Here is a 15,417-nt window from a genome sequence, read left to right as displayed (position 1 = left end):
TTTTCTTAAACAAGGAGAGTTGTATTTATGTCGTTTTCATGGAAACGTTTATTACAAATTGGAAAATTTATTTTCCCGTTTGTTGTACTGACAATTGTTTTCTTTCAAGCACGGAAAGAACTAGCGGGGATTTCATTTCGCGACGCAATCGAAACAATTAAAAACATCCCAACGGGAGGGGTCTTTTTAGCGATTACACTTGGTGCATTAGCTGTATCAACAATGTTCTTTTATGACTTCGTTATGCTCCGGCACTTGAAAACAGATATACCTGTCAAAAAAATCTTTCGTGTTTCTTGGACTGCTAACACTTTAAATGGATTTCTTGGCTTTGGTGGTCTAGTTGGAGCTGGTGTACGTACGATATTATATCGTCCTTACATAAATGAAAATGGAAAGCTGATTAAAAGCATTGCTTGGATGACAACTGCTTTTATTAATGGATTAGCGCTTCTCTCATTTCTTGGTCTTATTGGAATATTGGATACACAGTTTATTTTGCATGAAAACCCTTGGCTATGGCCCGTTCTCATCTTCTTCGCTCTTTTTGTTCCTCTATATATTGGTTTTTCAAAACTAAAAAATAGAAAAAAACAAAATGTAGATGGACAAGAAGAAGAAAAAAATCCAACCGTTCTCTATTCACTTGTTTCTTTAGTGGAATGGCTTTCTGCTGGAATTGTTATGTATGTGATTTTGATGCTATTTGGAATTCACATCGATTTCCGTAAATTTTTAGGGGTATATGTAATTGCTGCTTTAGCTGGGGTTATCAGTCTTGTCCCAGGTGGTCTTGGTTCATTTGACCTTGTATTTTTGAGTGGTTTAGGACAATACGGGATTGATACAGGTGTTTTATTACCTGCCATGTTACTATACAGACTTGTATACTATATTTTACCGTTTTGCCTCGGCCTTATATTTGCTGCTTTTGAAATGACAGGGGCTGCTCTAAAAAAAATGGAAGACAAACCATTTATCGCACCCGCTTTAGAAACAACGGGGGTTCTTTGGACATTACAGCGCGATTTCATCGGAAAATTAGGATCTTGGGCCTCAGCAGCGCTAACAGCTTTTGCTGGTTTAATGGTTATTTTGTCAACGATTTTACCGACGAGTATAGACCGAGCACATGCATTACATATTTTAGCACCAAAACATCTCATTCAATTTTCTTTTAGCTTATCACTCACATTTGGTATCCTTCTTTTTATTTTATCAAGAGGGATTTACTATGGAACAAAACGGTCTTACTATATGACCATCGTCTCATTAATTGGTGCTGCTATTTTTAATACGTTAAAAGGGATTGATATTGAAGAAACTTTCATTTTACTAATTGTACTTGCTGTTCTATACATGCTCCGAAAAAGGTTTGTACGTGAGAGAATGGAAGTATCTTTCTCAGATATCATAAAACTATTTATATTTTTATTCATTATTTTATATTTGTACAAGAACTTAGGAGTTGTATTTGCAGAAGCAAAAGATGCATTTAAACCTGATTTTGTCGTTCGTAATATTACACAAGTAAAACGAAGTGCACTTGCAGCTGCGTTCTTTGTGCCAACTTTTTTACTTATCGGTTCGCTCATTGCCAACCGTTACCGCAATGAATTTCCTGGGCAACCAGCAAACGATAAACGTTTGCAAAATTTTTTAGACCAATATGGTGGAAACGTATTAAGCCATCTAGGCTTTTTAGGAGATAAACAATTCTTCTTCAGCAGTGATGGAAAAGCACTTCTTTTATTTTCTATCACAGGAAAACGGTTAGTCGTACTCGGCGATCCAATTGGTGATCCTACTTCCTTTCGGACAGTACTGCAAGAATTTCTAATAGAAGCTGATCGATTTGGCTATATTTGCGTTTTTTATCAAATTGAAAGTAGATGGATGAGTTTATATCATGACTTTGGCTATAACTTCTTTAAACTTGGTGAGGAAGCTGTTGTAGACCTAAATACATTTACGATTTCCGGAAAGAAACGTGCTGGATTACGCGCTACTTTTAACCGTTTTGAACGAGAAGGTTACACGTTCTCGATTCACCAACCTCCATTTTCAGATGCGTTATATGAAGAGCTAAAAAAAGTATCGGACGCATGGCTTGGCGGAAAAAAAGAGAAAAGCTTTTCGCTTGGATATTTTGATAGAGAGTATATCAATCGTGCTCCAATCGCTACTTTATCAGATGCAGAAGGCAAAATAATCGCCTTTACTACATTTATGCCTGTTTACCAAAGCGGTATCCTTTCTGTAGATTTAATGCGCTATTATCCTGACGCACCGAGCGGAATTATGGATGCAATCTTTATTCATCTATTCCAGTGGGCGAAAGAAAACGATTATCATTCCTTTAATATTGGTATGGCACCTCTTTCTAATGTTGGATTGTCTGCTCAATCATTTTGGTCTGAACGAGTTGCCGCTGCTATTTTTAACAATGTACGTTATACATATAGTTTTAGCGGGTTACGACATTTTAAAGAAAAATATAAACCAGTTTGGAGCGGAAAATATTTAGCATTTAGGAAAAACCATTCATTACCCGTTACAATGCTTGCTGTAACAAAGTTAATAGGAAAGCGAAAAAGCAGCTAATGATTAGCTGTTTTTTCGCTTTTGTACTTGAACAATAAACTCCTGTTTATATTTTTTATCATTTAAATAAAACGTCCCCCATATTTTATATGTTCCTTCTTGTGGAAATGTTATACGATACTGCAATTGTTCTTCCACATGAAAAGGTACTCCATATATAAAATGTTCTCTCTCTTCATCAACAATGGAAAGTGTACTTTTTACTCCCCGATGAGAGCCTATTTTCAGCTTCTCCCCTTTTTTAGCTTGAAACTGAAACGTTAATGTAGCTGCTTCATTTGGATGTAGAGCACCAAATAAAAGCGAAACTTGGTGGTCACCAATCTTCTTTGTTAAAATGGTATCTCCTACCAAACCTTTTGGCTTGTTCTTATTTTTTTCTCCAAAGTTTTTCTTAGAAAAGGATGATTCCGTTTTATTATGGTCTTCATATAAAAAAACTGTATATTCCTTACTTTTCTCTATCTTTTGCGTTATTTTATAGGATCCACTACCGATAAAGATAGGTTTTACCTCCTGTATCTCTCCTAAATTCTCATCTACAACAACTGCTCGAAGTTGATCATTTACCCCTCGAATCGCATTGCTCTTTTTGTTAAACAACTGAAATGCAAGATCTACTTTTTTATTTTCTTTTCCTTTCTTTATATCCCATTTCACTTCTTGAATCATGGCAGTTGTTTCTGCTATTCCTTGATATTTCTTTATGTAAAAACCTCCAGCAACAAGCAAGAATAAAGCTACAAATGCAATCCCAAGATTTTTCATCAAATCACCCACCGCATTTTTTACCAATTCGGGTTCTTATTTCGTTACTCCATCTCTCTTTTTTATGTATTCTATATAACCATTTATGAAATCCTTCTATTTTACTAAAAGTAAGAAAAAGATTTAAATTAGTAGTATTACTAGTGTATAATGCAGATGATATTGATTTGTATTCATACATAATGAAGGAGGTTATTTTATGAGCGTTCATATTGAAGCGAAACAAGGGGAAATTGCTGAGTCTATTTTATTACCTGGCGATCCATTACGCGCAAAATATATCGCGGAAACATTTTTAGAAGATGTAACTTGCTATAATAATGTGCGTGGTATGCTAGGGTTCACTGGAACATATAAAGGGAAACGTGTTTCTGTTCAAGGAACAGGCATGGGGGTACCTTCTATTTCCATTTACGTTAACGAATTAATCCAAAGCTATGGAGTAAAAAATTTAATTCGTGTAGGAACTTGTGGGGCCATTCAAAAAGATGTTAAAGTGCGCGATGTGATTATTGCAATGACAGCATGTACAGATTCTAATATTAATCGTTTAACATTCCCTGGTTTCGATTTTTCACCAGCTGCAAACTTTGATCTTTTAAAGAAAGCATATGATGCAGGAACAGAAAAAGGACTTCATATTCGTGTTGGGAATGTATTAACAGCAGATGTATTCTACCGCGAGAGCATGGATATGGTGAAAAAACTTGGTGATTACGGTGTATTAGCAGTAGAAATGGAAACAACTGCACTTTATACATTGGCAGCAAAATATGGTGTAAATGCCCTATCTGTATTAACAGTAAGTGACCATATTTTTACGGGAGAAGAAACAACTGCAGAAGAGCGTCAAACTACATTTAACGAAATGATTGAAATTGCTTTAGAAGCAGCAATCCAACAATAATAGCGTAAAAGAACTCGTCATACGTCTGGCGAGTTCTTTTTTCATATTTCAGGATAACTTCTTTCTTTGCTACATTTGAAAGTAAGAACGTTACTACTCATAAAAAATGTACTAAAACACGCTATGATATATAAATATATTTAGAAAACCATTCATACGAGTATATGACTTTTTACAAAAAACTTTTCTAAACAGAGACAGATTTTCAATTTTTACTTACTACTATCGTTTGTTATAATAAAGAAAATATTTATATGCATATACTGAGGTGAAGAAGTGAAAAAAAGAAGCATTGTCTTTAAACTTTTTTTATTAACAGCGGCACTATTTACGATTACTTTTCTCCTCTTTTTCATTGGACAATCTTTATATTTAGAAAAATTTTATATTGATAAAAAAATAAAAACAGTTCAAACGGCCTTTGAAAAATTTGTGACAAGTTACGAAAAAAGTGATGGTACATTTGAAGAAGTAAGAAAACTAAAACAAGAGTTTCATGATAAAACCAATTCCGATATTGTCTTATTAGGTTCAGATGGAAGCATAAAAAGTGAAAATAATTACTATATTGAAATCGTTGATCGTTTATCTAATAAACAGCTTATGATTCCTCTTAACAATATTTTAACAATTGATGAATATAATAAATTTATAAATTTACAGTTGAAGGTAAACGATCCTATCCAAGTTCAGGGGATTGTAAGACAAAATTCAATATTCCCTACTAAAATTAGAACCAATTATAATGTATGGCGAAATGATAATCTCTTAGCTGACATTGGGCCATTGATTACTCCAAAAAACAAGTACACAGAAGGACAGTCAAAATATACGATTCGTACATTTGAAGGTGTTATTTCTCAAATTCACCTTCCGTCTAAAAATGAAATTCGCCTTGCAAATAATATAGAAACATTGTATGCCATTCAACAATGGAACTTTGCATCAAGTCCTGATAATGCGAACGCAAATGAACTTACTACTTATCCAGTAGGTGACGATGATGACAGTAAAAGTCAAATTTTCGTACAACCTATTGTAGAAAGTGGACATATTAAAGAATTTGTTTTCGCCATGACTTCGTTGCAACCTGTTAATGAAGCGATGCTTGTTTTAAAAGATTACTACGTGTATGCACTTATCATCGTATTTTTTGTTATTATTTTATTATCCTTTTATTATTCAAAAATCATTGTAAAACCGCTTATTAAAATGAATCGAGTCACAAAAAAAATGGCTAACTTTGATTTCACTGAAAAATTACCAATTTCAGCAGACGATGAAATTGGCAGTCTATCTAGTAGTATTAATACGCTATCGGTTAATTTAAAAGACCGTATTGATCGCCTAAATATTGCAAATACAAAATTACAACAAGATATTGAAAGAGAACGACAATTAGAACGAACAAGAAAAGAATTTATTTCTGGCGTATCTCACGAATTAAAAACACCACTCAGTGTGATTAGAAGTTTTGCAGAAGGAATTAAAGACGGTGTTAGTAAAGATACAACGTACTATACGGACGTCATTTTAGAAGAAACAGAAAATATGAATCGATTAATTGTCGAAATGTTAGAACTAGCCAAACTAGAGTCTGGTACCTATAAATTAGAAATGACGACTTTTTCAATTGGGGATCTTATTCAGCAAGTATATACAAAGTTACTATTTAGTATGGAAGAAAAACATTTACAGGTAGAAATGGATATAGATTGTTCTATATACGTTAAAGCAAATCGAAATCGTATTGAACAAGTTGTTGTGAATTTACTAAGTAATGCCATCCGTTATACTCCTGATACAAAGCATATTTGTATTCGTGTGATAGATGGAGAAGAGAAAGTAAAAGTTGAAATTGAAAATAACGGTAACCCAATTCCAGATGAAAGCTTACAAAAAATATGGGATCGCTTCTACCGTTTAGATGCTTCACGAAGCCGCCATACTGGTGGAACTGGACTTGGTCTATCTATTGTCAAAAATATTTTAGAATTACACCATGCTAATTACGGTGTATATAATATCGACAACGGGGTTGTTTTTTATTTTGATTTACAAAAAGTAAAAGAAGTCAAATAATTTGTCTTAATTTCACGAGGAGTTCACATGGAATTCACACTCTCCCTTTATAGTAGTAACCAAGTTAATCCTTTCCTTTACACATATAAAAGAGGAGAGTGCATAAAATGAAACAAGCAGGACAACCTATTCAAAACGAGAAACAATTAGAAAAAATCAAAAATATACTTTTACAATCTTCAAAACGTGATGGCCTATTATTCGTATTAGCAGTTAACTCTGGCCTAAAAGTAAGTGAAATCTTACAATTAAAAGTTGGAGATGTCATCGATGAAAATGACACTGTTCGTCATTCCATTTTATTTTACAATGAAAAAGTGAAAAAACATAAATGGTTCGCTGTAAATGAAGACTTACAGCACGCAATTGAAGAGTATATGAAAGAACGTAAATCATGGAAACGAAATGAACCATTATTAAAGTCTCAAAAAGGAACAAAATCTATTACAAGGCAGCATGCATGGTATATTTTAAATAAAGCAGCAAAAGAAGTTGGTTTAGAAGGGATTAGCTCACATACACTTCGAAAAACTTGGGGATATTGTGCATATAAATCTGGTGTTGATATCGCATTTTTACAACACTTCTTTGACCATAGTACCCCATCAAAAACTTTAAAATATATCGGTATTGCATAAAGTAGATATTGTTCTTATACATAAAAAAGGTTACCAACAATTAATTGCTGGTAACCTTTTTTATGTTTCACAGTCTCTTTTCTTGTTTCTCCTAGTATTATAGCGGTACTCTAACAATAAGGGGGAAAATGATGAACACATTAACAATTGAATTGCCAAAAGATATTGCTGAAAAACTCGATTTATTAAAACAAGTGTATCAAAAGAAAACAGGTGCTACTATTTCAGACAGTACACTTATCTCCAAGGAGTTTGTTCAAAAAATAACTCCTTTTGATTTACAACAATATGTTATAGAAAAAGAACAGCGTTAATGCTGTTTTTTATTATTTTAAATAAGAGCATCCTTTTCTTCAAAAAAATCGAAGCGAAGTCATCTTCCTAAGGGCATTACGAAAAGTTTATAGTTCCTCTTTTTTCTGAACGAATGTAAAAGTAGAGGGAGGACGTTTCCTCTCAAATATATATAAATTTTTTATTTTATTTTTGAAAACCATTGACAATGATAATGATAACCATTATCATTTATTATGAAGCCAACAATTGATGAATCAACCAAACGCTCAGTAACATTGTTACCCCTCTTTTTCATATAGAAAAGCACTGTACATTCCCCCTGTTTGTACAGTGCTTTTCTTTTCTACATACATCAAGAACAATCAGCTTCTACTTATTCAAATAAATTCAGCTGCTCTGGCTTTGGCTCCCCGTATGTAATATTCATCATTTCCATCAATTGTTTTGCATTATCAGCTGCATCCCCACCTGAATTATTATTAAATAGCACATATATGTTTTTTGTTTTCTTCTGCAACTGTTTTAATCGGTCTACCCATTCCGCCAACTCTTGCCTATTATAGCGATATAAACAGCGAACTGCCCTCCAATTTTCGCTCTTATCGAGCCAGCCATGAACATTTCGTCCATGAAAACGGATCAGTGCCATGTCAGAATGAGTTGCTTCTAATACAAGCGGAACGGAACCAATACCCGCTTGTGGTTCATCACAAATTGTATGAATCCAATTCTCTTGTTCTAGAAATTGTAATGTTTTATCATGCATATGAGGGCGAAACCACGTTTGATTTCTAAACTCTATGGCACATGGAAACCCTTCCATTTTCTCCTTTGTATAACGCAGCAATTCTACATTTTTCTTCTGACAATCGAACCATGGTGGATATTGGAATAATATCGCCTGTAATTTATTTACCTCTTGAAGAGGTAGAATGGATTGTTTGAATACTTCAAACATCTCTTCAATTGTTGCAAATGGGATTTCTCCCTGCATATGCCCAGTCATTCCTTGATATGCTTTTACAACAAACGAAAAATCTTTCGGCGTTTCTCCTGCCCATTTTGTATAATTGCGAGCAGGTTGCATCGCATAAAATGAACTATCGACTTCCACAATAGGAAAATACTCACTATATGTTCGTAATTTATTTCTATTTTCGTAGGAATCTGTATATAAAGAGTCATGATCTCCCCATCCTGTTAATCCAATAGAAATCATTTATGCTCCTCCTTTCCTTGTCTTTCATCAAATGAAACTAGTTTCTCTGTCAAAATATGATATACTATATGGAAGAATTTTTAAATTGAGGGGTTATTTACTTATGCTTCAAGAGGATACTATTTTATCTCAGGAAAATCAAATAAAAGAGCTAGAAAATAAAGTTCGTTTTTATGAGCAACTATTGAATCACTTGCCACATCATTTTACATATAAAAATTCTCAGCTCGGCTTACAGATGCAGAAGAAGGGGAAGGCGTATTCTATCCAGCATATTCCAAAGGAAGACAAAGAACCAATTTTTGAACTTACTTGTGATTCTTTATTTCTATTTGAACAACTAGAAAAGCACTTCATTCATATTTTCGATGCTTTTTCTCATCATGTGACTTTTATTGATAAAAACGGAATCATTACACTATGTAATCGAGCAGCTGCTGATGATTTCGGTGTAGTAAGAAGCACTATAATTGGAAAGCCCATTCAAGACTTATTACAATTGCCACCAGAAAAAATAAAAGCACTAGAAACATTAAAAACGGGAAAAGAGAACTATAATGAAGAAATATTAGATAAAAATTATGGTATTTGTAACAATCGTATTATTCGTGATCAAAATGGTGAAATTTTCCGCGTGATTAGTGTTTTTCATTATTTGAATACAGAACGTGATGCAGAAAAGCTCGCCTTATCTGGGCGAATTGCTGCTGGAATTGCACATGAAGTTCGCAATCCACTTACAACAGTACGAGGATATTTACAATTTTTACAAGAAAATGTTTCACCTGTTCATAAAGAACTTTTTAAAAACTTACTAATTCCTGAATTAGATCGTGCAAATAGTATTATTACAAAATTTTTATCGATTTCAAAAGCTCACGAATTTAAACGGGAACCATTTCCTATCAACAATTTTTTACGTGAATATATTCAGCAATTGCTTGCTAGCGAAGCGTTTTTACATAATATCTCTATCGAATATAATCTATCTTCTGAATTGGAAGATGTACTTGTTCCGATTGATCGGCATGAACTTGTTCAAGTTTTTCTAAACTTATTTCAAAATGCTGTTGATGCAAAGAGCGATAAGCCTCTATCCATTAAAATTACAAGTCATCGTCTAGAAAATTTTGTACGCATTACATTTCAAGACAATGGAATTGGTATTCCTCCAGCAATTCAAGATTATATATTCGATCCATTCTTTTCTACGAAAGATGATGGAACTGGTCTTGGATTATCTGTTACGAAAAAAATTATTCAAAATCATGCTGGTACCTTAAAGGTTGCTAGTGATTCAAATGGTACAACCTTTTTTATTTCTATTCCGTTATCCCCCAAAAAACATGAAATATAAGAAATGATAAGAACCATGTTGTCACAAGATGTTCTTTCCTTCGTGATAACATGGCTCTTTCTTTTATACATCCCTCTTTTACGTTTCTTTACTTCAAATTTACGCTATCTTAATGCTAATTTTGTATGATAAGTAATGAAGACAAATGACATGAAAGAGGGATGAAAATGAAAGTTTTATTGTCAAAACACTTTGGGATCGTCCTCATATTTTGTATTTTTTTATGTTCAGGACTCTTGTTTACTTTGATTTATACCATAACATCAAACGCAGCTGAAAACCGCGTTACCGCTCCATACGAGCTCGTACATGCAAAACAAACTCTGATACCTCTTTCGTCTTCCCCTCATAAAGAAAAAAGAGTGATAAAGGGAATGCTCATTACAGAAGCTTCCACTTATCAAGACTTCGCTCAAATTGCAAGTGAACTCCAACAGCGTTATCAAAATCAAGGACTACATGAAATGACTCTATCCATCCACAATAAAAACAACGGACAATATGAAGAAGATCTCCCTTATGAACCGATTCGTAAAGGAACCATTTCGATTATTTATACATCACCAACTGCAGCAAATATAAACATCCACATGCCATAAAAAGAGAGGCGAACGTTTCCATCGCCTCTTCTCAAAAAAATGGAATCCACTCTTTTACCTTATCAATCCATTCTTTCTGTTGTTCCTTTCTTTGCTGTTCTTCCTCTTTTCTTCTTTTCTCCTCTTCTTTCCTTCTTTTTTCTTCTTCAATTGTTTGTAACTGTTTTGTATATTCAGCCTCCGGTATTAAGGATAACTGGAATGCTTTTTGAGATGTTTTTTCTCCTACTTTGTTCATAATATCCCGAAACATCGTTGTTGTAATATGACTGCCACTTGGCACATAATGCTCATGGTCTGTCTTATCATATCCAACCCAAATTGCTCCTACTAAGTCTGGGGTATACCCTACAAACCATGAATCTTTTGCCCCGCTGCTTGGACCACCTACAATTTGAGTTGTTCCTGTTTTTCCTGCTGTATCAATATTTTTCAGCTTTGCTTTTTCACCCGTTCCTTTTTCAACAACACCCTTTAATAAATATGTCATCTTTTGGGCAACTTTTTCGGTTGTTATACGTGTTTCTTTTTTATACCATTTCCCTACTGTTTCGCCTTCAGTATTTTTTATTTCGCGAATTGCATGTCCCTCTACCTGCACTCCATTATTAGCAAATGTCGCATACGCTTGAGCCATAACAAATGGGGAAGTCCCTGTATGCATTCCACCGAGTGCGATAGGATACGTACGATCTTCTTCTTGCAACGGAATACCAAAACGCTCTAACGATTTCAGCCCTTTTTCTAAACCGATTTGTTTCAATAGCCAAACAGCTGATACGTTATACGACTTTGCAATCGCTTCGTACATCGTCACATCCCCATGAAAAATATGATCGCTGTTTTGAGGTGCATATTCTTTTATATGCAGTGGTTCATCCTTCAATATATCATATACTTCATACCCTTCTTCTAAGGCTGGTACGTACACTGCAAACGGCTTTAACGTTGATCCTGGTTGACGCTTTAATTGCGTCGCATGATTAAATTGTAAAAATTGATATGGTCCCCTGCTACCAACTAGTGCCGGAACACCACCTGTTTTCGGGTTCATCAGTACAATGCCTGTTTGAAGTAATTGATCTGAGCTACGATCTTTAAAATACCTATTATTATTAACAACATCTTCTACCGCTTGCTGTTTTTTAGGATCAAGTTCGGTATAAATGTGATAACCACCAGCTAAAATTTCATTTTGGGTTAAATCATATTTCTCCATTGCTTCTCTTACAATATAATCTACATATTGTGAGTATTTCCCTTTATATTTATCATCTACACCTCGGCGTAGTACAAGTCCTTTTTCTTTTTCTTTGCTATATTGTTCCTCCGAAATATACCCTTGCTCCTTCATTAAAGCTAGCACAATATTCCGTCTTTCAATGGATTTATTGAAATTTTTATAGGGGGAGTAAGTAGACGGAGCCTTAATAAGACCAGCTATGGTAGCAGCCTCTGCTATCGTTAAGTCTTTCACTTCTTTATCAAAATATGATTTAGCAGCTTTCCTTATCCCCCAAGCGCCTTCACCAAAATAAATTTGATTCATATACATCTCAATAATTTCATCTTTCGTATATGTGCGCTCTATTTTTTTCGTTAAAAAATATTCTTTAAATTTCCTTGAAAATGTTCGTTCTTGTGTTAAAAATACATTTTTCGCAAGCTGTTGCGTGATTGTACTCCCTCCCGCAATGACTTCACCCGCAGTAACATTCTTTAATATAGCATTCAAAATTCCACTATAATAAATTCCATGATGGTTATAAAAATGTTTGTCTTCTACTGATATTATGGCTTGAACCATAATATCAGGTATGTCTTTTCTTTTAATTCCTTCTGTTTTAGAAGACGATAACTTAGCTGCCACTTCATTATTTGCATCATAAATAAGTGTTGGTTGTGGAACTGCTTGTTTTAATGCTGATATGTCTTGAATGGATATCATTATATTTATTGCAACAAAGAGAGTTATGAATAAACCACCTAAAATCAATAATGTATTGCGCAGTTTCTTTCTCTTGTTGAACCACTCAAGCACGTTCTTAAAATGAGTGTTGTCCAATTTCATTTATCCACTTCCTTCATTTCTTTACACTCTTGTATTAAAAGGAAGAAACTCCCTCCTTTTAAATTCATTATAATATCGTAATCCATTCTTAGGTGTAAAGTATTTCTTTTACATTCATACTTTTTACAAGAAAAGGACATTCTACAAGTAAGATATTCACAGTTGATTACTAATATTATTAATGCATCAAGATAAGTTATGTTAAGTTTTTGTAAACTTTTCGATAAAATGTTTTAAAAAACGACAGTTTTTTGTTAGAATTGATTAGCCAATATATTTTACATATATTACTTTTCGGTGGGGGTAACAATAATGGTTTTTAAATCTAAAAAAGATAAATTTTCTGAAATGTTAATGAACGTTTCTGAAAATTTAAAAGAAGGCGCTAAGTTCTTTGTGGAATATAAAATTAAGAACGCTAGTGATCTCAAAGAATTTTCTATGCGCATGAAAGAATACGAGTCAAAGGGTGACTCATTTATTCACGAAATCATTATGGAGCTAAACAAAGCGTTTATCACTCCAATTGAACGTGAAGACATTTTACAACTGGCAATGAGCATGGACGATGTATTAGACGGATTAGACCACAGTGCTGGTTTATTTGAAATGTACTCTATCACAGAAGCTGATGAATACATGATTAAATTCGTTGAAGCAATTAATCAATGTGCAATCGAGATTGCTGCTTCTGTAGAATTAATGTCTAATAAGAAACTGCTTGACATTCGTACAAACGCGATTAAGATTAAAGATTACGAATCACAATGTGACGATATTCGTCGTCATGCCATTAAGCATCTATTCTCTCGTGAAAAAGATCCTATTAAGATCATTCAGTTCAAAGAAATTTATGAAGAATTAGAAGAAGTAGCTGATAGCTGCCAAAGCGTAGCAAACGTGTTAGAAACAATTATTATGAAGAACGCATAAGGAGTTTGATCATGGATACAGTCTTGATTTTAACTGTTTTAATAGTCATTTGTGCTTTAGCTTTCGACTTTATTAACGGATTCCATGATACAGCGAACGCCATTGCAACAGCTGTTTCTACAAAAGCTTTGAAGCCACGACAAGCGATTATTATGGCAGCTATTATGAATTTTTTAGGTGCAATGACATTTACTGGTGTAGCAAAAACAATTACAAAAGATATCGTTGATCCGTTTGCATTAGAACACGGTTCAGAAGTTATTTTAGCCGCTTTACTTGCTGCGATCGCGTGGAACTTAATTACTTGGTACTATGGAATCCCAAGTAGTTCTTCGCATGCAATTATTGGTGCAATCGCGGGTGCTGCAATTGCTGCTGCTGGTGTAGCATCCATTAACTTTAAAGGATTTATTAAAATCATCGAATCATTAATTATTTCACCGATTGTTGCATTTGTAATTGGATTTATTGTATACAGTATTTTTAAAGTCGCTTTTAAAAATTTCAACTTAACAAAAACAAACCAAAATTTCCGTTTATTCCAAGTTGGAACCGCAGCTTTACAAGCTTATACACATGGTACAAATGATGCGCAAAAAGCAATGGGTATTATTACAATGGCACTGATGACAAACAACCTCCATAGTTCTGAAGATATTCCATTCTGGGTTCAATTCTCATGTGCTCTCGCAATGGGACTTGGTACTTCTATTGGCGGGTGGAAAATTATCAAAACTGTCGGTGGACAAATTATGAAAATCCGCCCTGTAAATGGGGTAGCTGCCGATTTATCATCATCTCTTGTTATTTTCGGTGCAACATTTATTCACTTGCCAGTTAGTACAACACATGTCATCTCTTCCTCTATTTTAGGGGTAGGAGCATCACATCGTGTAAAAGGTGTAAAATGGGGAACTGCCCAAAGAATGTTAATTACTTGGGTCATTACACTCCCAATTTCCGCTTCTTTAGCAGCTTTATTCTATTACGCATTACATTTCATTTTTTAATCAAAAGTCGCCTTCCTTATTTTTTCCAGGAAGGCGACTTTTTTGTGAACAGTCTTATTTCTTATCAAAAAGTGTGTATAATGAATGTTGGACTTGTTATATAGAGGAGTTGGCAATTTTGGAATATATCATGCTACTTTTTATTGGATTAATTGCAGGAACAATTGGAAGTCTTGTAGGGCTAGGAGGAGGAATTATCGTTGTTCCTTTACTGATTGGACTACATAGCTTATCGCCCCAAATCGCAGTAGGGACTTCCATTGTAACTGTTGTTTTCACAGGCCTTTCTTCTACGCTTGCTTATGTGAAGCATAAACGAGTAGATTATAAAAGTGGGCTTATTTTATTTATTGGTAGTGGCCCTGGTGGCATCATTGGATCGTGGGCAAACAAATTTTTAAATCAAGATACTTTCTCTTTATACTTTGGAATCTTTCTTATTTGCGTATCGATTCTTCTTATGTTACGCGATAAGCTGAAACCTCTTTCCTTATCAAATGCAACGGTTATTAAGCGTTCTTTCACGGATACTGAGGGAAATACTGCTTATTATCAGTTTCCGCCATTTCTTTCTATCCTTATCGCATTTATAGTCGGTTTCATATCTGGACTATTCGGCATTGGCGGAGGAGCTTTACTCGTTCCTGCTATGATGCTGTTGTTTGCTTTTCCAGCTCAAATCGCTGTTGCAACTTCCATGTTTATCGTTTTATTATCAGCAATAGTAAGTTCTTTCACTCACATCTCCCTTGGTAATGTAAGTTGGATTTATGCATTAATCTTAATTCCAGGTGCTTGGATTGGAGGGAAAATCGGGGCTTATATTAATACAAAGTTAAGTGGCAATGCAATCATTAACTTATTACGCATTACATTAATAATCCTTGGGGCAAGGTTGATTATTACTTCATTCCTATAACGCGTTCTCCTTA

Annotated in this window: 13 protein-coding genes; 10 read left to right on the top strand and 3 right to left on the bottom strand. The window is 34.2% G+C overall.

All coding sequences use genetic code 11. The features are described 5' to 3' along the window. The first annotated feature begins 27 nt into the window (after positions 1 to 27). On the top strand, positions 28 to 2,604 hold the full coding sequence (mprF, locus tag MR056_RS04625; protein WP_011984264.1) for a bifunctional lysylphosphatidylglycerol flippase/synthetase MprF: 2,577 nt from the start codon (positions 28 to 30) through the stop codon (positions 2,602 to 2,604). Positions 2,605 to 2,607: 3 nt separating this feature from the next. Here the strand turns inward: mprF and MR056_RS04620 are convergent, their stop codons facing one another. Further along, on the bottom strand, positions 2,608 to 3,372 hold the full coding sequence (locus MR056_RS04620; protein ID WP_011984263.1) for a hypothetical protein: 765 nt from the start codon (positions 3,370 to 3,372) through the stop codon (positions 2,608 to 2,610). A gap of 199 nt (positions 3,373 to 3,571) precedes the next feature. Between MR056_RS04620 and deoD the strand changes: the two genes are divergently transcribed. The 4 genes from deoD to MR056_RS04600 all read left to right on the top strand — a co-directional run bounded on the left by deoD (position 3,572) and on the right by MR056_RS04600 (position 7,313). Then, on the top strand, positions 3,572 to 4,279 hold the full coding sequence (gene deoD / locus MR056_RS04615) for a purine-nucleoside phosphorylase (protein ID WP_048722515.1): 708 nt from the start codon (positions 3,572 to 3,574) through the stop codon (positions 4,277 to 4,279). 276 nt (positions 4,280 to 4,555) lie between these two features. Next, a complete protein-coding gene (locus MR056_RS04610) occupies positions 4,556 to 6,361 on the top strand; it encodes a sensor histidine kinase (RefSeq protein ID WP_011984261.1) in 1,806 nt (601 codons plus the stop codon). A gap of 107 nt (positions 6,362 to 6,468) precedes the next feature. Then, positions 6,469 to 6,999, top strand: coding sequence for a tyrosine-type recombinase/integrase (locus tag MR056_RS04605; protein WP_011984260.1), 531 nt, complete (start codon positions 6,469 to 6,471; stop codon positions 6,997 to 6,999). A 131-nt stretch (positions 7,000 to 7,130) separates the two neighbouring features. Continuing rightward, on the top strand, positions 7,131 to 7,313 hold the full coding sequence (locus MR056_RS04600; RefSeq protein WP_048722513.1) for a DUF3924 family protein: 183 nt from the start codon (positions 7,131 to 7,133) through the stop codon (positions 7,311 to 7,313). A 356-nt stretch (positions 7,314 to 7,669) separates the two neighbouring features. Here MR056_RS04600 and MR056_RS04595 read toward each other — a convergent pair whose 3' ends face one another. Next, complete coding sequence (locus tag MR056_RS04595; RefSeq protein WP_011984258.1) at positions 7,670 to 8,515, bottom strand: DUF72 domain-containing protein; 846 nt, start codon at positions 8,513 to 8,515, stop codon at positions 7,670 to 7,672. Positions 8,516 to 8,618: 103 nt separating this feature from the next. Between MR056_RS04595 and MR056_RS04590 the strand changes: the two genes are divergently transcribed. Then, positions 8,619 to 9,872, top strand: a complete 1,254-nt coding sequence (locus tag MR056_RS04590) for an ATP-binding protein (RefSeq protein ID WP_048722511.1) — start codon at positions 8,619 to 8,621, stop codon at positions 9,870 to 9,872. A gap of 167 nt (positions 9,873 to 10,039) precedes the next feature. Further along, entirely contained in the window at positions 10,040 to 10,471 is a 432-nt protein-coding gene (locus MR056_RS04585) for a hypothetical protein (protein ID WP_048722509.1), read from the top strand. A gap of 31 nt (positions 10,472 to 10,502) precedes the next feature. Here the strand turns inward: MR056_RS04585 and MR056_RS04580 are convergent, their stop codons facing one another. Next, positions 10,503 to 12,542 (bottom strand): transglycosylase domain-containing protein, encoded by a 2,040-nt coding sequence (locus MR056_RS04580; protein WP_048722506.1) that lies wholly within the window; start codon positions 12,540 to 12,542, stop codon positions 10,503 to 10,505. Positions 12,543 to 12,854: 312 nt separating this feature from the next. Between MR056_RS04580 and MR056_RS04575 the strand changes: the two genes are divergently transcribed. The 3 genes from MR056_RS04575 to MR056_RS04565 all read left to right on the top strand — a co-directional run bounded on the left by MR056_RS04575 (position 12,855) and on the right by MR056_RS04565 (position 15,404). Next, positions 12,855 to 13,475 carry a DUF47 domain-containing protein gene (locus tag MR056_RS04575; protein WP_011984254.1) on the top strand — a complete coding sequence of 207 codons (621 nt, stop codon included), beginning with the start codon at positions 12,855 to 12,857 and terminating at the stop codon, positions 13,473 to 13,475. A gap of 11 nt (positions 13,476 to 13,486) precedes the next feature. Further along, on the top strand, positions 13,487 to 14,485 hold the full coding sequence (locus tag MR056_RS04570; RefSeq protein WP_011984253.1) for an inorganic phosphate transporter: 999 nt from the start codon (positions 13,487 to 13,489) through the stop codon (positions 14,483 to 14,485). Between the two features lie 118 nt (positions 14,486 to 14,603). Beyond that, a complete protein-coding gene (locus tag MR056_RS04565; protein WP_011984252.1) occupies positions 14,604 to 15,404 on the top strand; it encodes a sulfite exporter TauE/SafE family protein in 801 nt (266 codons plus the stop codon). Positions 15,405 to 15,417 lie beyond the last annotated feature (13 nt).

The sequence above is a fragment of the Bacillus cereus group sp. BfR-BA-01360 genome, from assembly GCF_022663595.1.
GTDB classification, from domain to species: domain Bacteria; phylum Bacillota; class Bacilli; order Bacillales; family Bacillaceae_G; genus Bacillus_A; species Bacillus_A cytotoxicus.
The sequence above is the reverse complement of the archived record's forward strand: the minus strand, read 5'-3'. Positions and strand labels throughout refer to the sequence as shown.